The sequence below is a fragment of the Paenibacillus sp. UASWS1643 genome (genome assembly GCF_008693195.1).
Lineage (GTDB): Bacteria > Bacillota > Bacilli > Paenibacillales > Paenibacillaceae > Paenibacillus > Paenibacillus amylolyticus_B.
Map to the genome: position 1 here is coordinate 95,263 of NZ_VXKZ01000108.1, position 20,152 is coordinate 115,414.

Sequence of the window (20,152 nt, forward strand, 5' to 3'; positions counted from 1 at the left end):
CTATAACAGACAGAAGGGAGAACGTTTAATATGGAAGAATTCAAAACATTACAAGGCATCGTTGCACCGGTAGACCGGGTCAATGTAGATACAGACGCAATCATTCCGAAACAGTTTCTGAAACGGATTGAACGTACCGGATTTGGACAATTTTTGTTCTATGAATGGCGTTTTGATGAAGAGGGCAACAATAATGCTTCCTTCGAAATGAACAAACCTCGTTATGAAGGGGCAACCATCCTGATCTCACGTGCCAACTTTGGCTGTGGATCTTCCCGTGAGCATGCGCCATGGGCAATTATGGACTATGGATTCCGTTGTGTGATCGCTCCATCTTTTGCAGACATTTTCTATAATAACTGCTTTAAGAACGGAATCTTGCCAATCAAGTTGTCAGAAGAGCAAGTTGAAGACTTGTTCCAACGTACAGCGACACATGAAGGCTATGAGATGAATGTAAATCTGGAAAACAAAACGATCACCGATGCATACGGACTGCATATCGATTTTGATCTGGATGAGCACCGTCGTCAATTCCTGTTGCAAGGATTGGACGATATCGGTCTGACTCTTCAACATGATGATGAAATCGCTGCTTACGAACAACGCCACGCGGCAAAACTGTTCGGTTAATTACTAAAGTATCGTATAGAAGAAAGCTTCTGCCTCGCCAAAGGGACCTTGTTCCCATCGGTGAGACAGAAGCTTTTTGTAATTTCAGAAGCTAAATTAGCTTAATAAGTCAGCTATACATAGAACTCTTGATTCTTCTTGGCCGAATACTTCAACAGATACTATAACAGCCGACTAAATAGAGGAACCTAAAAATCGATTACTGAGGTAACTCCAAATGGTCGTTTTTTTTATTCTGAAAATAGACATAGATATAACAAGCCCAATGCACGAAATTCACAAGTGACCATACCATAAGCCATATGATTGGAGTTGATAGGGTAGTCCAGATGCCAAACCAAGGCAGCACACGTCCTCCGCCGATAAATGTAACCAAGGGGAACAGAGACAAGAGAATTAGAACCGGGATCAGTCTACCAACCGTGATCATAATCAATTTGCTGATCGTTAGGCGTTGGTTGCTCCGACGTATGCGGAAATAGGCGTATATGCCCCATACAAGCGTAGCGATGATCAGCGCAATCATGATTATTTCCATATTCCGACCGTTCACAAAAGAGGTTTGGGGTTCTCGGCCCCTCATAATATCCGCTATTCCATCAATAAATGCCGAGTAATTCACATAAGCGTTTATACCAGAATTAAACATTACGGCAATGCCCAATTGCTCGTTCAAAGAAACCAGTTCTTCTGACTTGTAGGTCCAGAAAATGCCGCTGTGGGAGATCGTTCGGCCACTAGACGCATCTTGGTTTGCAAGCCAGCCCATGCCGTACGGACTGATATCTCCTGCTGCATGATATTGTTTCATCAGCACAGGGGAAACGAGGCGGCCATTATATTGGGAAAGCATCCAAAGGGACATGTCCTCTGCGGTTGAAACGATGCCGGCGGGGCCCTCAATGAACCAAAGCGGTTCGGATTGACTTATAGAGCGTCCCAAACTCAGGTAGTGTCCTAGCGGGATAGTATTATTCTCATAGAATTGCTGCGTCGTACTGACACTGAAGGTATGGTTCATTCCTAGCGGTTCAAAAATATGTTCTTTCAAGTAATCCGAAAAGCGCTCTCCGCTAACACTTTCCACGAGGTTCGCCAGCAGCACGTAATTAGGATTATGATAGCTGTAGGCCGTTCCGGGGATATGGGCAAGTTGAACCGTGTTTAATAATTGGTTCGCTTCAGCCAACGATTGGAATTGCGGAGTCTTTGTCATATCGGGATTTATCTTGTCATTGAGACCACTCGTCTGATTCAGTAAATGACGTACCGTGATGTCAAGAACGCGGGGATCCTGTGGAGAAAGCTCTGGAAAATAGGAAGCGTAAGCAGCATCCAAGTTGATCCGACCCTTGTCCACCAACTGCAGAACGGCCAATGCAGTAAAGGACTTGCTGAGTGAAGCAATGGGAAAAGGGGTGTTGCCCGTAACCTTCTGGCCATCCGCAAATGTCCCGTAGCCTTTTGCGTAAAAGACCACATCGTTATTGGCAATCGCCAGTGAAGCAGTCTTAATGTGATTGGCCTTCATGCTCCGATTCATATATTCGTCGATCTCCTGCAGAACTTTTGTCCTGTCTCTGGCTTCATTGGCGGATAAGGGGGTCGCCCACGCGATACATAATAACAAGCAGCTAATTGTGATATACAATCTTTTTTTTAGTTTTAGCATGATAACACTCCTCGAATTCAAGATAAGAAGATGTTATCAGATCATTTTCAACTATTTATCAACTTGCGTCCCAATACTTGCCGTCACGCTTCCACCTCCGCTAGGACCGTTTGCAATCTGAAGACTACCTTCATGTTTTTCGCAAAACACCTTGCAAACGTAAAGGCCCAGCCCGCGATGTTCGCTCGCATCCCATACTTCGCCTCGGTAAAAAGGGAGTATAGCCTTACTCAGTGCTTCGTCAGAGAAACCAGGACCGTCCTCTGAAACGGTAATCTTCATAATGCCACCCTGCACGTCATAGTGAACGTTTAATTGACTGGCTGCGTATCTGGCCCCATTAGCCACTATATTCTCGAATATCTGCATGACGAGATAGTGATCTACATTTACTGAGGCATTATCATATTCCACGGAAGAGACGAAACGTATACCGTACTGTTTCGCGATTTGTTCAGCGCTGCCGTCCAGCAAAGCCTTCAATGAGATCGTATCCATCGATTGGAAGTTCAACGGCACATCCTCCAGCCTCTGAATTGAGTTCATGGCCTCTGCATAACTCTCCAGACGTAAGATGTGAAGGTTCATAGTATGGATCAGGTCGAGCACCTTTTCTTCAGACAACTTCTTCTCGGGAAGATAGGTGGCGAGAAGCTCGGCGTTTCCTTTTAACACTGACAGGGGTGTTCTCAGATCATGGGCAAAAATAGCATTGATCTGCTTGCGCTCTTCAACCGAACGCCAAAGTGTCTTAAGGTTTTTTTCCAATTGTGAGCGCATGTTTTCAAATAGCGCGATCAGCTCGCCCATCTCATCCTGGCTGTCATAGGAAATGCGGAAGTTTAGATCGTTGGCCGAAATGTTTTCGGATGCTCGTTTTAATAGCTCCAGCGGACGTTTTAGCTTCCATCTGTAAAATAGAACGGCCATGGTGACAATTCCAGTCGCTACGGTTAGCAGAACCGCCGAGACGAGGGAGGGCAGCACCCAATCCGCATCTCCGAAACGCAGCCGCAGGTTCTCCGCCCAAGCAAACTCCATGGTTATGATGGCCAGCACGGCAATAAGTGTGACCACACACAACAGCATAAAAGAGTGCAGTAAGGACAATCGCTTTAAAAACAGGAGTCTAGTCATAAACTTGGCCATTTGTAGCCTACTCCCCAAACAGTCTCGATTTGATTATCACAGCCGTATTCCTTTAATTTGTAGCGAATTCGCCGGATATGCTCTGCAATCACGTTACTGTCGCCTTGCTCATTCATGCCCCAAATCTTTTCATATATGCGTTCCTTTCCAAACACCATATCAGGATGCGTGGACAGTAATTCGACAATATCAAACTCTTTTTTGGGCAGTGAAATTCGCTTATCCAGGTAGTAGAGCTCCCTGGCCGTATAATCAATGACCAATTCATTGTTAAACCTTACCGAAGATTTAGTTTGGATTCGTTGTTCCCTGCGTATATGTGCTTCAACCCTTGCGCCCAACTCGCGAATGCTGAAAGGCTTCAGGATATAGTCATCGCCTCCGGCACGAAAACCTGCTATTTTATCAGCATCTTCGATTCGAGCCGTTAAAAATAAGATGGGGCAAGAGACGTAGTCCCGAATTTTTTCACATAATTGAAGGCCGTTCTGTTCAGGCATTTTGATATCTAACAAAACAAGATCGGGTTGTTGCTCCACTTTCCGCAGCGCTTCCCGGCTGTCCCTGGCCGTCATCACGGAATATCCGTTAATTTCAAAATAATCAGTCAGTAGCTTTCGAAGATCTGCTTCATCGTCCACGATCAGTATTTTAGGCATCAAGTCTCAGTCTCCTGTAGTCAAGTATTCGAACTCAGCATAGCAAAAATGGATGAGGAATGTAATTTCCATATGATTTCGGGAACTAGACGAATGGAGAAAGTAGTTTTTTTGCCACTCTGTTTCCGACTAAATATGACAACGTTGTAACCGGATGATCAGACAATATCTGATAAACTGATTAGTAGATTATGGAAGGTTACATATTGTCATTGATGTTACGCTGCAGAGAATCAGGTCGGATGTTCAAAAGACAAAAAGAATGGTGGATGAGGTATGAAAAAATGGTCGGCAGCAGTCGTTTTTCTTCTGTTCCTATGTTTATTCCCAATCATGGCCCATGCAGACACCACTCCCTCGATTGTACTCGACGGTGTAACCATTAACCAGCAGACGGGTGCACCTGCAGAGAATATCGGGAAAACGGTCATGGTTCCAATTCGAATTGTATCCGAGAACCTGGGTTATAAGGTGAAGTGGGAGAAGGAAACTCAGTCAGTCCAGGTTCAAAAAGGAAACAGCATGATCCAAATGACGGCTGGCAAAGATGCAGCTACAGTGAATGGAAACGTGGTGAACTTGGATTCGCCCCCACTGATCAAACAGGGAACTACGCTTGTTCCGTTACGCTTTGTTGGGGAAGGCATGGGTCTGCGTGTTGGCTGGGACAATGGAACCAAGACAGTAAGCCTATTTAGTATTCCTCCTGTAGTTGAAACGGAAGGTGACAGTGACCCCGTCGATGCACCTGTCCCGGATGGTTTGACAGAACTTCAAGGCATCAGCTTCAGCGGAGATCGGTTGATTGTAGCAACCAACGGTAATATTAGCCCAAAAGTATCCAGTATTGGTGGGCCAGACCGAATTATTGTTGATCTGCCTTCAGCGAAATTCTCTCAGGAATTCATTCAGGGACAAGCATCTAATCCGGATGGCAGTGGACAGATTCTCGTTACGGATTCATCAATAGTTTCCAAAGTCCGTTATGCCATGTTCAGTAAATCGCCTTCTACCGTACGTGTCGTTCTGGATCTGGATCAGAAGGCTACAGCCAAATGGTCTGTTGGAGATAACAATGTCTTGCTCGTTGACCTGACAGCCACGAATGGAGAACCGACAAGCCAACCGGCAGTACCTACCAATGATGGTAAAACGATTGTGGTCATTGATCCGGGACATGGTGGTCGTCAATCGGGTGCAGTGAGTTTGTCAGGAGCTTATGAAAAGGATTTCAATCTGGCTGTAGGACTGAAGGTACAGGCAATCCTTCAACAATACCAAAATATTCAAACGGTCATTACACGCCAGGATGATACAGAACTTTCACTTAAACAGCGTGTGGATATTGCTGAATTGAATCAGGCAAATGTTTTTGTGTCCATTCATGGAAACAAATTTACTACACCGGTACCAAACGGCATTGAAACGCTCTACAGTCGTAAAGAAAGCAAGACTTTGGCTGACACTCTTCACAAATATGTGTTGCCGGTAACAGGACTCAAGGATCGTGGGGTTAAAACGGCTAGTCTGCATGTGACGCGTGAAACAACCATGCCTGCTGTGTTACTTGAACTTGGTTTTTTAAGTAACCCTACAGATGAAGCAGTCATGCTCACGGAAGAATACCAGAACAAATGTGCACAGGCGATTGTGGACGGAATTGTTGAATTTTTGGGACTGTAAATTGAATTGTGCGCAAATATGAAGGTTAGGGTAGTACGTTGTTTAGAGATGTATATTTGATAAATAAGGAAAAAAGAAGACATTAAAATGTAAAAAAAGCTTGATCTGACAACGTTTTTTTTCTGTTATGTTGGAATATATTCGCAACTTTTGAGAGCGAGGGGCGTCTAATAGGTGTCTGGTAATGCCCAAGCGGTCAGTCGGAGTTGGAAAATGACAACATGCGGCAAAAAAATATGAGAATGGTAGGGGTGAAGGATGAAGAAGTTCGGTTTTTTGGTACTGTTATTTGTCTTTGGGCTCGTATTCCCGGGCTATAGTCACGCAGCAACAGACACGAAAATTATCCTAGACGGAAAAGAAATCGTACAGCCATCGGATACAAAAGCGGAAATTATCAACAGCAAGGTGATGGTTCCGATCCGGGTTGTGTCCGAAAATCTTGGATATAGCGTGGAGTGGAAGCAGCAAACGCAAACGGTGACTATTAGCAAAGACAACACTGCCATGCAGATGATTGTTGGACAGAAGACGGCAACGGTGAACGGCAGTAACGTAAACCTGGATGCCCCGCCACTCGTGAAAAATGGTACTACGCTCGTACCTCTCCGATTTATTGGTGAGGAAATGGGTCTTAAGGTGGGTTGGAACAATACCACGAAGACGGTAACATTAGTTACCCAGAATTCAGGTTCCGGAAACGGGACAACCACACCTCCGAACTCTGGCAATGAAGGCGGAGGATCGGATCAAGAAGGTCTTGTACTGGTGAACGGCATCAGCTTCAGCGACAACCGCTTCATGATTGCAACAAGCGGAAGTACGAAGCCGAACGTCTTCACGATGACAGGACCAGATCGAATCGTTATAGACTTGCCGAATACCGCATTTGCTGATTCGTTCAGTGAAGGACAGGCTCTAGACAGCAACCAGAATGGACAACTCGTCGTTAGCGGCTATCCGGATGTGTCGAAGATTCGTTACTCGTTATACAGCAACAGTCCATCTACTATTCGTTTTGTAATCGATCTGTCCAGTTCAAAAGGGTACAGTGTGCAAAATGATTCCGGACTGGTTATGATTAACCTCGATAATCAAAGTGGTACACCTGCTCCTCCAGTTGGTAATAATGGCAAAAAAGTTGTCGTTATCGATGCAGGTCACGGAGATCATGATCCTGGGGCAATCGGTGTAACTGGTAAACGTGAAAAAGACTTCAATCTGGCAATGGCTCTGAAAGTGGAAGCCTTGTTGAAAAAAGAATCCAAAATTGACGTTGTGTTAACGCGCAGCGATGATACATTTTTGGCATTAAAAGAACGTGTGAAGATTGCACAAGACATAAAAGCGGATATCTTCATCTCCATTCATGCTAACAGTGGCCCTGCTGCTGCGAACGGTGTAGAGACATTCTATACACGCTCCAACAGCAAAGCACTTGCTACAGTGATGCACAAGTATCTTTTGCAGTCATCCGGACTGAAAGATCGTGGAGTGAAAACGGCAAGTCTCCATGTGACCCGTGAAACGACAATGCCAGCAGTTCTGCTGGAAGGTGGATTCCTTAGCAATAAGAGCGACGAAGCAGCCCTGTTCACGGAGAGTTTCCAGAACAGTGTTGCCAAAGGTATTGTTGCAGGAATCAAGGAGTATCTGGGAATTAAATAAGGGACAAGCCCTTATGTTGAGGAGGCGGAGTTAGAATGAACAAGAAAATATGGATTGCAGCCTTGCTGGTAACGGTTATGGCAGTAGCTGCTGGATGTGGAAGCAAGCCAACAGCGGCTCCGAATCAGACGCAAGGCGCAGGAACTGAAAACAATGTGACCGAGGTTGAAGGCGAAACAATTACCGAACCGGTAACTGCTGAACCAGAAGAGAACACAACACCAACAGAATCCACGGAAGGCAGTTCGGAGGAAACGACTACAACTACTCCGCCAAGCGAAACGTCTACGGAGAAGCCGGCAACTTCCGAAAGTAATGAAAAGAAAACGATCACTGTATTCTATACGGATGAAGAAGAACTGGAGTTGCACAAAGCTTCGACAGAGATTTCATACGCATCGGATGATGCCAAATATAAAGCTGCCTTTGAATCACTGCAACAGAGCAAAGACGCTAAACTTGTTCCGCTGTGGTCTAAAGAAATTGAATTGAAGTCTGTTCAGTTCAAGGATGGAGCTCTTACGCTGGATATTCATATGCCAGATACGGCACGTCTTGGAGCAGGTGGAGAATCTTATGCGCTGGATGCTCTAAAACAAACGTTCTTCCAGTTTGATGAAGTAAAATCACTAGATTTACTGGTGGATGGTCAGCAGACGGAGAGTCTGATGGGCCATGTGGATCTTGAACATCCAATGACAAGATCCGAATAGGCTGTGCAACAGGCTGTTGTACCGTGAATCCACGGAATATGGGTCGTTTTACATGAGAGAGGGGAATCATAGGTGACTTTTAAATATAACCATACATCACACTCTAAAAAAGTAGTATCAGCCGTGCTTGCAGGCATGATGGCCCTTAGCGCCGGCGGAGCTGCCATGGCAGCAGAATCAACAGAAACGGGGCAGGGTCAGACTGCTGCAATAACAAATACGGCTGCACCAACTGGTTTGTTCAGTGACATCAAGGTCGGATACTGGGCTGAAAAACATGTGTACAAACTGGCATATCAAGGCATTCTTCTCGGTAACAACGGCCTGTTCCGTCCAGGAGACGCGGTAACACAGCAAGAAGCTGTAACGATGGCAATCCGTTTTATGAATCAAGAGGGCCAGTTGAATACCGACACGGCTGCGGCATTACCGACAAACATGGAAGTGGGAAATTATTTCAAGCCATATGTCGCGCTGGCACTTCAACTGGGACTGATTGACAAAACGGAAGAATCAACGGTGGATGTATCCAAGACCTCCTGGGGTCAAAAACCTGCTTCACGGGAATGGATTACGAAATTGTTAATCCGTTCATTGGACAAGGATGCTGAAGCGAAGGCACAAAACAATCAATCTACCGGATTTGCTGATAATGCAAGTATTTCCGAAAGTGGTAAAGGTTATATCAATCTGGCTGTTAGCCTGGATCTGGCCAAAGGTGTGGAAGGCAACAAATTCAATCCAACTGGTTCCGTAACCCGTGCTCAGCTGGCTACCTTCTTCAGTCGTGGTGAATCGTTAACAGATACAAAGTATCCGAACACTTCCACGGGTTATGTGACTGGATTGAAAGATGGGCAGATCACGCTGGTTGTGGACGGCAAAGCCGTTAACTTCGCAGTGAACAGCAGTACGCCTTACTTTACGAAAGACAGTGAGACTCGTGCTTCCGCCACAGATGTGAAGCTGTATACGAAAGTTATGATTGTAGGTTCGGCAGGTGGGGCTTCCTATGTGGAAGTTGTTGATGCTACACCGCAGGTGGAAAGCGTTGAAGGTACATTTGCACGTTCATTGTCTGGTAATAAAATTGGTATCTTTGTGGGCGAGAATTACGAAACGTACAGTTATGATGAGGCAACTGCATTCATCGATCAGAATGGTAATGCAATCAAACTGTCCGATATTACGGCAGATAGCATCATCGAAGTACAGCGTGAGACGTTCTCGGCTGACAAAAAAACAGTTGCTATTCGTGTGAAATCCGGCATTGTGAACAAGAGTGACAATGGCGTAGTTGCTGAAGTATCCACTTCTGGCAAAACGATCAAACTTGTCAATGCAGCGGGTGCAACAGAGCAGTTTGCATACAATGACAATCTGCTTATCACATATCAAAACCGTATCATGTCAGTGGCTGATCTCAAAGCCGGCAGTGCCGTGAAATACACCGTTAAGGACAGTGTTCTGCAAACTATCACATTGTCTCAAGGTGTGGAGCAATCTGTGCGCGGAACATTGGTTGAGATCGGTGGCAACCAGTCCACGTTAACGTTCAAACGTGAAGGGGGTTCCCTTGAGGCGAAACTGCTGACTGAAAAGCCGGCAGTTATTATTAATGGTATTCAGGATGCAACGCTAAATGATCTCATCACAGATGCAACGAACGGGGATCAGGTGGAGTTGTCATTGAACGCTGACGATCAGGTAACGCGTATTCAGGTGATTGGACGTCAAATGGAACCTATGAACGGAGTAACGGTTGTATCTTACAACAGCAAAACAAAGGTACTTACCGTACTGGACAACAACAAAAAACCGTTTGTATTTACATTGGACGAGAAAACCAAACTGGACTACAATACGACCAAACCTACACTCGCTGGTCTGGAGTCGATTTTAAATGATGGTCGCAAATTGGATCTGACCTATGTGGGAACACGTGCGTTGTCCGTTAAAGTGATTTACAAGTACGAAGGTACGATCAACAACATTGACACATCGGGCAGAAAAATCAGTTTGTTGTCTGGTAATCAGACGATTACAGTGCCTTATACTACCTTACCTACGGTTGAGATCTATAACAAATCGGGCGCAAGTCTGGGAGATTTGAAGATTGGTGACAAAGTGACCGTAACGCTTGGAGCAAATCAGGATGTAGTGCAGAAGGTTGCTCTCAACACTGTGGCTCAATTCGAAGTGGTTGCCTTGGAAGCAAATAGTCGTATTCGAGTAAAATCCGATCTGTTGACAAGTCAGTTCTATGTAGATCAAGCCGTACTGACAGGAGAGAGTGGACAGACGATCACGCCTTCACAACTGACAGCAGGTAACCTGATTAATGTAACGTTTGAAGGAGCTACGCCAAAAGCGGTTCAAGTCGTGAAACGTACGCTGGCTGAAGTTACAGCGGTGGATGCTTCATCTGTAACGCTCAAACAGTTTAACGGCCAGACTGAAACCGTGCCTGTTAGCGGTTCTGTTAAAGTCGTAAAATCTGGCTCCACATTAACTTCATTGACTAGTCTTACGGTCGGAGATCGTGTGGAAATGACAAAAGATACGGATAATTCCACACGTTTCAGAGTACTAACTGTCATGAGCAAACAATTCTGGTCTTATGATGGCGTGGGTAACCAGATTTTGGTTAAACGGGAAACGACAGCAGACACCAACTATCGTTTTGCACTCGGATCAAGTGTATTTGTTCACCAGGGTGACAATACTTTAAGCGTGCAATCTCTCAGAGATAATGATAATATTGTATTGTATCTCCTGAACAATGTTATTCTGGAGATTCAAAAACAGTAATCGTTTCTTTTCGAGGATCAAAAGAATGACCGTCTTGATACGGGATCTTTCCCGCATCAAGACGTTTTTTTTGCAAGCTTTTTGAGGTCCCCGCAAAGTACTCGGATGAAGCTTCGAAGTAAGGCTCCGCAGAGTGGAGTCATTTTGTGGGAGGTAGCTCTTCATGAATGCAGCGACGGTTAGACATATACTCGAAACTATGGAAGCAATGTTTCCTGATGCACATTGCGAATTAAATCACAGCAATGCATTTGAATTGACGGTAGCTGTCCTTTTGTCTGCCCAGTGCACCGATGAAACGGTGAACAAGGTAACCGCAGAGTTGTTCCAGAAGTACAGAAGCCCAGCAGATTATCTGGCGGTTCCTCTCGAAGAGTTGGAACAGGATATTCGGCGAATCGGTTTGTACCGGAACAAGGCCAAGCATATTCAGAACATGTGCCGAATTTTAATAGAGCAGTATGGCGGTGATGTACCGCAGGAACATGATCAGCTTGTGACACTACCAGGTGTCGGGCGGAAAACCGCGAATGTAGTTGTTTCCAATGCGTTTGGAGTACCGGCAATTGCGGTAGATACTCATGTTGAACGTGTATCCAAGCGGCTGGCGCTTGCAGGTTGGGATGACTCCGTACTTGAAGTCGAAAAGAAACTAATGAAGCGCGTACCCCGGGACGAGTGGACTTTAACTCACCACCGGTTTATATTTTTTGGACGCTACCATTGCAAGGCACAGAACCCTGCGTGTCATATCTGTCCATTGCTGGACATATGCAGGGAAGGGAAAAAACGTATGAAAACGTCCCAAATCAGGAAAGATAAGGAACGTGTCACCACCCGAAAACGAAAAATAAATTAATGAGCAGAAAAGGATGAATAATCATGAAATGCATTTCCGTGTACACTGACAATTTTGAGGCCTTCTCCGATATCTTTGAACAAATCGTTGAACAGGAAATGGCTGAAAATGAAGAAAAAGAAGTAGAAGGCATCACAGTAAGCCACTCTGGCGACGTGCCTGAACATTATCTGGAGCGTATGTCTGTTAAACCAGAAGTTGTTGTTATGAGAGACAAAGGCAGAGACATTACAATTCTGCAACATGGACAAGTATTTGAAATCTTGCTGCCTTCCATGGAGAACGCAGTTTCATAAGAAGTGATTACACTATGGGTTCTGTTGTATTAATGTCATGAGGATCGTTGTCATTAAGGTGATCGCATCGCATTCATGCAACAGACACTTGGCGTATACATTTGCTAAATATCGAGTATAAAACGTATTACAGATAAAACCGACCTTGTTCGGTTTTATTTTTTTTAGATTATAGATTTATACGTTCATTTATGTATATTCAATTCCAACCGTTCAAATTCAAACTTGATAATGTTAAAATAAATGTTGTAAAAGAGATAGACGTCGAAACGGATGTCAAATTAGAGGAGCCAGGGGGAAGGCCAGTCATGTCCAGAACAGATTACCCAAAAGAAATGGCCAAACCTCTGCTTCCGCTGCGTGAAGCGATGGAGCAGACAGGGGACCATACGGCTGTACAGGCTATAACGGATTTAATCAGCAAGGCGGAAACGAAACATCTGACGATTGCGTTCTGTGGTCATTTCTCTGCAGGCAAATCGAGTCTCATCAACAGTTTGTGCGGTAAGCGGGTGCTGCCTTCAAGTCCCGTGCCAACAAGTGCGAATGTGGTATCCATACGTAATGGTAAGCCAAGAGCGCTTATTTATACTACGCCAAACGTAAGCGCTGACAATGGAGCAGGAACACTTGAAGTTTCTCCAGAGGAATTGGAGGCGTATTGCAAAAATGGGGGAGCGTACAGCTCGATTGAAGTATGGGATGATATTCCTCTGCTGAATGATGATGCTGTCCTGCTGGATACACCCGGTGTGGATTCAACAGATCGCGGACATAGTCTCGCAACCCATTCAGCGCTCCATCTGGCGGATGTGGTGTTCTATGTCATGGACTATAACCATGTCCAGTCCGAGACAAACCTTTCATTTGCCAAGAGTCTGTCGGATTGGGGCAAACCGTTGTTTTTGATCGTGAACCAGATCGACAAGCATCGGGAGCGTGAGCTCTCTTTTGACCAATATACCGAAGGTGTCGAAGCTATATTTGCGGCCTGGGAAGTCAGATATGACGGACTGTTGTTTACTTCCCTCCGCGACAAGCAGCATCGCTACAACCAGTGGGATGTACTTCCGGAACTCATTGGACACATGATGCAAGAAAAGGAAGCGTTAATTACGCACAGTTTGGCAAGTTCGGCCAGTCATGTAACGGAGCAACACCTGACGAGAGAAGCGGAGAAACGTGAGGATGAAGAAAATTCTCTGCTGGATGAGATCGGTGGCAAGGAAGGAATTGAACGCTTGGAACGGGAGCTGGAGCTTCTTGATCAACAAGCAGAAGATATCCGCACCGGGCCTTCGCGAGTGCGTGAGAAATTCCGGGCAGAGCTTGAGCCTCTTCTGGCGAATGCGAATCTTACTCCTGCGGATATTCGTACGTCGGCTGCTGCCTATTTGGAGAGCCGCAAACCGGGCTTCCGAGTAGGTTTATTGTTCTCAGGTGGCAAAACCGAGCAGGAGAAACAACGCCGTGCTTCTGAGCTGGTAAGAATGTTACAGGATCAGGCTTCCGGACAAGTTGAGGTACATATTCGGACGATGCTTAGACAGCTGGGTGAATCTCATCAGTTATGGGGAGCGGAGTGGGAGCAATCGCTTAATACGGAGCTGCCTGCTATAGATGAAGCATTGCTGGAAATGAAACGCAGTGCCAGTGCAGAGGTATCACCCGAGTATGTGATTCAGTTCAGTAAAGATGTGCGGGGCGAGATTGAGGCCCGCTATCGCAAGTCGGCCATGATGCTGGCCGACCGCATGCTGGAGGCGCTGGCAGCGCAAGGCGAAGCCGCGCTTCAGGCGCTGGACGCCAGCCGCGCAGCGCTGCTGGCGCAATCCGCGGCGGCGGCGCGCTACACGGCGCTCCAGCGCAGCGCCGCCGCAGAGGCAGCAGAGCTGCGCAGCCTGCTGCCCGATGCGGGCCCCCTCCCCTCCGGGCTATTGCCGGAGGTGAAGGGCCCGCACGTGCCCGCGGTGCCTGAACCGGGCGAAGCTTCCGGTTCGCATGCGGGCACGTCAACGTCTGTGGCTGCGCAGCCACAGACGTCAGAGGCACCGCCAGCGCAGCGCGCAGCCGCAGCGGCAGTGCCTGGGCCATCGGCTGCGGCTGGCGCTGAACGCCGCCGACGCCTGGACGCAGCAGCGGCACGGCTTGAAGCCGCTGCTGCGCTGGTGGAGCCGTACCCCGCCATGGGGTCGGCGGTACGGGATCTGCGTGCACGCGCGGCTTCGCTTGCGGGCGGCACGTTCACTCTGGCGCTGTTCGGAGCATTCAGCGCCGGCAAATCCTCCTTCGCCAACGCGTTGCTGGGCGAAGCTGTACTACCCGTCTCGCCGCATCCAACAACAGCGGCGATTAACCGGATCATGGCTCCTGCCGGGGGCGCGGAGCATGGAACAGCCCGGGTCCGCATGAAGACCCGGGACGCCTTCCAGGAAGACCTCGGCTATTCCTTCCGATTGCTCGGATTGGGTGAGCCTGGAGCGGAGTGGCAGAAGCGAGTACGGTCCCTCTCACCACAGGATGTGCATCCAGCGGGGCGCCCTCATTACAGCTTTTTGCAGGCAGCGGCAGCCGGCTGGGAAGAAACAGCGGACCAGTTAGGTCAGGATGTGCTGGTGGATCTGGACGGTTATCGTAACTTTGTCGCAAACGAGAAGAAGTCCTGTTTTGTAGACAGTATCGATCTCTATTACAGTTGCGATGTGACTGAACAAGGCATTGTATTGGTAGACACACCAGGAGCGGACTCCGTGAATGCTCGTCATACGGGTGTAACCTTCAATTATATGAAGAATGCGGATGCACTCATTTTTGTAACGTATTACAACCATGCTTTCTCACAAGGAGATCGCCAGTTCCTGAATCAGTTGGGTCGTGTTAAGGATAGTTCTGCCATGGATCAGATGTTCTTTGTTGTGAATGCCAGTGACTTGTCTTCCTCTGAGGAAGAACTGGAGCAGGTTCTCGATCATGTGAGCACCCAACTGCGCAGTAATGGAATTCGGGCACCACGACTCTTCCCGGTATCCAGTATACTGGCGATGGAAGGCAAGATGGCAGGTGATTCGAAGCTGCTTGAGCAATCCGGTTTTATCCGGTTTGAAGAAGAGTTCAACCAATTTGCAGGCAGAGAATTAGCCGACCTTGCGGTAGGTGGAGCTTCCGAAGAGATGGCACGTGTCATTCAGCGGCTGAAGAAACGCGCGGAGGATGCGGCTCAAGGGGAGGAAGCTTTGCAGCAGCGGCGGGATGAACTGGAGACCATCCAGGGACAGTCACACCAGCGCATACAGCAACTTGCAGCAAGATCCATGAAGGAAGAATTGTCACAGGAAACAGCAGAATTACTCTTCCATGTGCGGCAACGACTTGCCTATCGCCTTGGTCTATTCATGGCAGAAGCATTCCATCCATCCGTACTTCGGGAGGATCGAGGCAATCTGAAGATGGCTTTTGCAGCCTGTGGACGTGAACTGTTACGCATGATCGCCATTGAACTGGAGCAGGAACTGCTCGCCACAACCCTCAGACTTGAACAGGCAGGTCAGACTTGGCTGATGAAGCAAGTTACGGATTGTATAGATGAGGTGAGACAGTTATCAGGGGGCGTGGATGTGTCACTGCCACTGAACGAACGCTGGAGTACACCTGTGCTTGAAGAAGTTCGTCTGGAAGAACCGTCTGGATGGAAAAGCTATTTGAATTATTTCCGCAATCCGAAACAGTTCTTCGAAGGAGATGGACGCCAGCGGTTACAAGAGGCACTTGATCCTGTCCTCAAACAGATGATCATTGAAGTTCTTCCTGCTGCGCAAGACAAACTGATTCAGTTTTATGACAACCAGATTTGTCAATCATTGCAACACCAATCCCGTCAGTTGGAAGAACGTCTGGACGAGGCGGTGAGTGGAATTCAAGATACACTGGAGAGCGGAATTCCGGCGGAGCAATGGACCAGCTTGTCTAACCAACTGGAACAGATTGAACGCAGTTAAAATCGCGGCATAACACGTATTCTCTGGAAGTCTTTGTAAAACAAAATGAATGATACAGCAACACATTGAAAATGTTGCGAAAATCAACCCAAAAAGGCCCCTGCCGAAAAGGCATATAGGGAGCCTTTTTTTGGTACGAACAACCTGAAATAAAGAGAATATTCAAACATTTGATTGAAAGGTGGGTATTTACCTTCGTTAATGCGTCAATAAGCTGAAAGCAGGCAGAATATGGTCTGTTATTCGCTTTGCCGCGAATGGGGTACGGTGATAAACTTCATAAATGTTCATAGTATTTTTGAACGACATAAGAGGAGGAGAAACATGGATGTTCTTAGGCAACTGCAAATCTTTTTTTGGGAAAAGCGAACGTATTTATTTGTATCAATCTTGTTCCTCGCCTTAGCGACCGCACTTGGGTTGGTGTATCCTTACATGCTGAGGATACTGATTGATGACATCATTGTTCCGCGAACTTTTGAAGACGTTCCCATAATTGCCTTAACAGTGTTAGGTGTAGTTATTTTGAAAGCGGGAATGCAGTTTTTACATGGCTTTTTTGGAGGACGCTTGGGTAACTTCCTGGCGTACAGACTTCGTAACGCATGTTATGAAAAGCTTCAATTTTTATCCTTCCGTTATTATGATACGGCCAAGACAGGTGATCTGATGTCCCGCCTCACGGGAGATTTGGAAGCCATCCGTAACTTTATCGGATTTGGTTTCGCCCAGATTCTCAACATGGTTTTGATGGTCGTATTCGGCGCAATCATGATGATGACCATGAGTTGGCAGCTGACGCTGTTCACACTCATATGCATCCCATTACTTGCCTTCGTTGCGCTGAGATTCGAATCCAAAATTCACCCTGCGTTTCAGGAGATGCGGCTGGCGCTCAGTTCACTGACAACAGCGGTACAGGAGAATATCACTGGCGTACGTACGGTTAAATCCTTTGCACGTGAGCCTTATGAGGTGGAGAAATTCTCTACACGTAATGAACGTTACAAGACAAATCAGATTCATGCGGCAACATTGTGGAGTCGTTATTTTCCGATCATGGAGATTCTTGCTTCGGTGAGTATCGTACTGTTGCTGGTGATTGGTGGAAGAATGGTTATACAGAAGACGCTGACACTCGGTGAACTCGTTGCCTTTTTCAGTTTGATCTGGTACATAATCGGTCCAATGTGGAACCTTGGGTTCCATATCAACAACTATACGCAATCCAAAGCTTCAGGTGAACGGGTACTCGAACTGCTCAATACACCAGTGGATGTGGAAGAAACACAAGATCCGGTCATTGTGGAGGCAGACCAGGTCAACGGCCATGTAACGTTTGAATCCGTTACCTTTGCCTACGGCAACAAAATGCCAGCGGTAACCGATATTAATTTTGACGCTGCACCCGGTTCTGTAATCGGTTTCCTCGGGGGAACAGGGTCAGGTAAATCGACTATCATTCAGCTTCTGATGCGTGCATATAACGTGAACTCGGGAACGATCAAGCTGGATGGTAAAAACATCAAAGATATAGGTATCCGCAGTTTGCGGAGTCAGATCGCTTCTGTCTTCCAGGAAACATTCCTGTTCTCATCCAGCATTCGCAATAATATTTCCTACGGGCTTAAGAACGTCACAATGGATGAGATCATCCGTGCAGCCAAGCTGGCCAAGGCTCATGACTTTATTATGGAGTTCCCGGACGGATATGACACGGTGGTTGGTGAGCGCGGTATGGGTTTATCTGGTGGACAGAAACAGCGGATTGCGATCGCAAGGGCTTTGCTGAAAAATCCGAAAATTCTGGTACTTGATGACGCAACAAGCGCCGTGGACATGGAGACAGAACACGAGATTCAATCCGGTTTCCAGGAAGTTATGCGCGGCAGAACGACATTTATTATTGCACACCGTATTTCTTCACTACGACATGCAGATGAGATTCTGGTGCTCGATGAAGGTCGCGTGGTACAACGTGGCAAACATACCGAACTCATTGAAGTGCCTGGACCATACCAGGATGTTTATAAAATTCAATATGCAGATTATATTGCCCGCGGTAAGCGGGAGGCTGGGGAGCAGGTGAATTCATGAGTGCCGAAACGATAGCAGACAGGCGCGAGGCCAAAGGGGCCTCTGAGAAGAAACTGAATGAACGATTTGTGTATCAGGACGATGAAATTATTGAAAAACCGTTTAACTGGAAAGAGTTCGGACGTTTGTTTGCATACATGAAACCCTATGCGAAACAACTGTTACCACTTGTTATTCTAATGATGATCTTGGGTACCATTACGAAATTGTCCGTACCGTTTCTGATCAGTCTGGCAATTGACCGGGCCATCGCACCGGCAACGGGGTTACCAAGCATGACTATGCTTTATCTTATCGCAGGCTCCATATTCGTGTTGTATCTCATTCAGTGGGCTGCCAATACGTACCGGATCAAATTGACAAACATTATCGGACAGCGTGTTATTTATGACCTTCGCTCGGATCTGTTCAAGCATATCCAGAAGCTGTCCTTTAACTTTTTTGACAAAAGACCGGCAGGTTCCGTACTGGTACGTGTTACGAATGATATTAACTCCCTTCAGGATCTATTCACGAACGGTGCAGTTAACGTCATGATCGACTGTGTACAGCTGCTCGGGATCATTGTAATCTTGCTGTTGATTAACTGGAAACTGGGCCTTGCCGTAATCATTACGGTGCCGATCATGTTTATCATCTCGACCAAACTGCGGGTGCTGATCCGTCGTGCTTGGCAGGATGTACGCATGAAGAACTCTCGAATTAACTCCCACTTGAATGAATCTATTCAAGGGATTCGAGTGACTCAGGCCTATACCCAGGAAAAAGAGAACATGAAATACTTTGACAACATGAACCTGTCCAGCAAAAAGTCATGGGATAGAGCATCAGCGATGAACCAGGGCTTTGGACCGCTGATTGAGATTACAGGCGGTTTTGGTACATTAATACTCTTCTGGTTTGGTGCCTATCTGATTCAACAGGATCAGTTGACCGTAGGATTACTTGTTGCTTTTGCCAACTATGTCGGCAACTTCTGGGACCCAATCAACCGTCTGGGACAGATGTACAATCAGTTGCTGGTTGCGATGGCATCATCGGAGCGTATCTTCGAATTCATGGATGAAAAACCAAGTATTGCGGATAAACCAGGTGCCAAGCCACTTCCTTCTATTAAAGGAGATATCGCATTTGAGAATGTTGTGTTCGAATACGAGAAGGGCAGACAGGCGCTGAAAGGGATCAGCTTCTCGGCGGCTGCGGGACAATCGATTGCACTTGTTGGTCATACGGGCTCAGGTAAAAGTACGATCATCAATTTGATCAGTCGTTTCTATGATATATCTGGCGGACGTCTCACCATTGACGGACAGGATGTGCGGGATGTAACGGTAGAGAGTTTACGCAGCCAGATCAGCATTGTATTACAGGATACCTTCATCTTCTCGGGTACGATTCGTGACAATATTCGATTTGGACGGCTGGATGCAACGAATGAAGAGGTGGAGGACGCAGCCAAAGCAGTCAATGCACATGAGTTCATCATGAAGCTGCCTGGCGGATATGATACCGAAGTAGAGGAACGCGGGAACGTATTATCCATGGGACAGCGACAATTGTTATCCTTTGCCCGTGCGTTGCTTGCTGATCCACGCATACTGATTCTGGATGAAGCTACAGCCAGCATTGATACGGAGACAGAGCTTAAAATCCAGGAAGCATTGAAGGTGCTGTTGCAGGGAAGAACGTCCTTTATGGTCGCTCACCGTCTCTCAACCATCCGGAATGCAGATAACATTATCGTCCTGGATCATGGTGAAATTAAAGAAGAGGGCAACCATGAGCAGCTGATCCAAAAACAAGGCGTGTATAATGGATTAATAGAAGCTCAATACAGATTTTTGTGATGAAACCTTTGGACGCCTGTGAAGCGCTCTGAACACATATGAACTTATAACACTCTGGTGTTTTTTAGCC

13 protein-coding genes are annotated in these 20,152 nt (G+C 46.7%); 10 read left to right on the plus strand and 3 right to left on the minus strand.

Annotated features, from left to right (window positions below):
• The first annotated feature begins 30 nt into the window (after positions 1–30).
• The gene (leuD, locus tag FE296_RS14950) at positions 31–633 is read left to right on the plus strand and encodes a 3-isopropylmalate dehydratase small subunit (protein WP_150365447.1); all 603 of its coding nucleotides are present in this window, start codon (positions 31–33) and stop codon (positions 631–633) included.
• Positions 634–832: 199 nt separating this feature from the next.
• Here the strand turns inward: leuD and FE296_RS14955 are convergent, their stop codons facing one another.
• From FE296_RS14955 to FE296_RS14965, 3 genes are all read right to left on the minus strand, one after another.
• Complete coding sequence (locus FE296_RS14955; RefSeq protein ID WP_263364204.1) at positions 833–2,176, minus strand: serine hydrolase domain-containing protein; 1,344 nt, start codon at positions 2,174–2,176, stop codon at positions 833–835.
• A gap of 180 nt (positions 2,177–2,356) precedes the next feature.
• Positions 2,357–3,454 carry a HAMP domain-containing sensor histidine kinase gene (locus tag FE296_RS14960; RefSeq protein WP_150365449.1) on the minus strand — a complete coding sequence of 366 codons (1,098 nt, stop codon included), beginning with the start codon at positions 3,452–3,454 and terminating at the stop codon, positions 2,357–2,359.
• Positions 3,439–4,113 carry a response regulator transcription factor gene (locus tag FE296_RS14965; protein ID WP_150365450.1) on the minus strand — a complete coding sequence of 225 codons (675 nt, stop codon included), beginning with the start codon at positions 4,111–4,113 and terminating at the stop codon, positions 3,439–3,441. The genes FE296_RS14960 and FE296_RS14965 overlap by 16 nt, the downstream gene beginning before the upstream one ends.
• Before the next feature lie 276 nt (positions 4,114–4,389).
• On the opposite strand from FE296_RS14965, the gene FE296_RS14970 reads away from it, so the two are divergent.
• The 9 genes from FE296_RS14970 to FE296_RS15010 all read left to right on the plus strand — a co-directional run bounded on the left by FE296_RS14970 (position 4,390) and on the right by FE296_RS15010 (position 20,082).
• Positions 4,390–5,796: an N-acetylmuramoyl-L-alanine amidase family protein gene (locus tag FE296_RS14970; RefSeq protein WP_150365452.1), complete on the plus strand. Its 1,407-nt coding sequence runs from the start codon at positions 4,390–4,392 to the stop codon at positions 5,794–5,796.
• Positions 5,797–6,054: 258 nt separating this feature from the next.
• Complete coding sequence (locus tag FE296_RS14975; protein ID WP_036607564.1) at positions 6,055–7,464, plus strand: N-acetylmuramoyl-L-alanine amidase family protein; 1,410 nt, start codon at positions 6,055–6,057, stop codon at positions 7,462–7,464.
• A gap of 35 nt (positions 7,465–7,499) precedes the next feature.
• Positions 7,500–8,177, plus strand: coding sequence for a GerMN domain-containing protein (locus FE296_RS14980; RefSeq protein WP_150365453.1), 678 nt, complete (start codon positions 7,500–7,502; stop codon positions 8,175–8,177).
• A gap of 72 nt (positions 8,178–8,249) precedes the next feature.
• A complete protein-coding gene (locus FE296_RS14985; protein ID WP_150365454.1) occupies positions 8,250–10,988 on the plus strand; it encodes an S-layer homology domain-containing protein in 2,739 nt (912 codons plus the stop codon).
• A gap of 163 nt (positions 10,989–11,151) precedes the next feature.
• On the plus strand, positions 11,152–11,847 hold the full coding sequence (nth, locus tag FE296_RS14990; protein WP_150365455.1) for an endonuclease III: 696 nt from the start codon (positions 11,152–11,154) through the stop codon (positions 11,845–11,847).
• Positions 11,848–11,870: 23 nt separating this feature from the next.
• A complete protein-coding gene (locus FE296_RS14995; protein WP_017687779.1) occupies positions 11,871–12,143 on the plus strand; it encodes a hypothetical protein in 273 nt (90 codons plus the stop codon).
• Between the two features lie 308 nt (positions 12,144–12,451).
• Positions 12,452–16,138, plus strand: coding sequence for a dynamin family protein (locus tag FE296_RS15000; protein WP_150365457.1), 3,687 nt, complete (start codon positions 12,452–12,454; stop codon positions 16,136–16,138).
• A gap of 324 nt (positions 16,139–16,462) precedes the next feature.
• A complete protein-coding gene (locus FE296_RS15005; RefSeq protein ID WP_124116257.1) occupies positions 16,463–18,235 on the plus strand; it encodes an ABC transporter ATP-binding protein in 1,773 nt (590 codons plus the stop codon).
• The gene (locus FE296_RS15010) at positions 18,232–20,082 is read left to right on the plus strand and encodes an ABC transporter ATP-binding protein (RefSeq protein ID WP_124116258.1); all 1,851 of its coding nucleotides are present in this window, start codon (positions 18,232–18,234) and stop codon (positions 20,080–20,082) included. Before FE296_RS15005 ends, FE296_RS15010 begins: the two co-directional genes overlap by 4 nt.
• Positions 20,083–20,152: the final 70 nt, after the last annotated feature.

Excerpts from the sequence above, each read along its gene's own strand:
- leuD (WP_150365447.1), top strand. The coding sequence starts at position 31 with ATGGAAGAATTCAAAACATTACAAGGCATCGTTGCACCGGTAGACCGG.
- FE296_RS14955 (WP_263364204.1), bottom strand. The coding sequence starts at position 2,176 with ATGAATCGGAGCATGAAGGCCAATCACATTAAGACTGCTTCACTGGCG.
- FE296_RS14960 (WP_150365449.1), bottom strand. The coding sequence starts at position 3,454 with ATGGCCAAGTTTATGACTAGACTCCTGTTTTTAAAGCGATTGTCCTTA.
- FE296_RS14965 (WP_150365450.1), bottom strand. The coding sequence starts at position 4,113 with ATGCCTAAAATACTGATCGTGGACGATGAAGCAGATCTTCGAAAGCTA.
- FE296_RS14970 (WP_150365452.1), top strand. The coding sequence starts at position 4,390 with ATGAAAAAATGGTCGGCAGCAGTCGTTTTTCTTCTGTTCCTATGTTTA.
- FE296_RS14975 (WP_036607564.1), top strand. The coding sequence starts at position 6,055 with ATGAAGAAGTTCGGTTTTTTGGTACTGTTATTTGTCTTTGGGCTCGTA.
- FE296_RS14980 (WP_150365453.1), top strand. The coding sequence starts at position 7,500 with ATGAACAAGAAAATATGGATTGCAGCCTTGCTGGTAACGGTTATGGCA.
- nth (WP_150365455.1), top strand. The coding sequence starts at position 11,152 with ATGAATGCAGCGACGGTTAGACATATACTCGAAACTATGGAAGCAATG.
- FE296_RS14995 (WP_017687779.1), top strand. The coding sequence starts at position 11,871 with ATGAAATGCATTTCCGTGTACACTGACAATTTTGAGGCCTTCTCCGAT.
- FE296_RS15000 (WP_150365457.1), top strand. The coding sequence starts at position 12,452 with ATGTCCAGAACAGATTACCCAAAAGAAATGGCCAAACCTCTGCTTCCG.
- FE296_RS15005 (WP_124116257.1), top strand. The coding sequence starts at position 16,463 with ATGGATGTTCTTAGGCAACTGCAAATCTTTTTTTGGGAAAAGCGAACG.
- FE296_RS15010 (WP_124116258.1), top strand. The coding sequence starts at position 18,232 with ATGAGTGCCGAAACGATAGCAGACAGGCGCGAGGCCAAAGGGGCCTCT.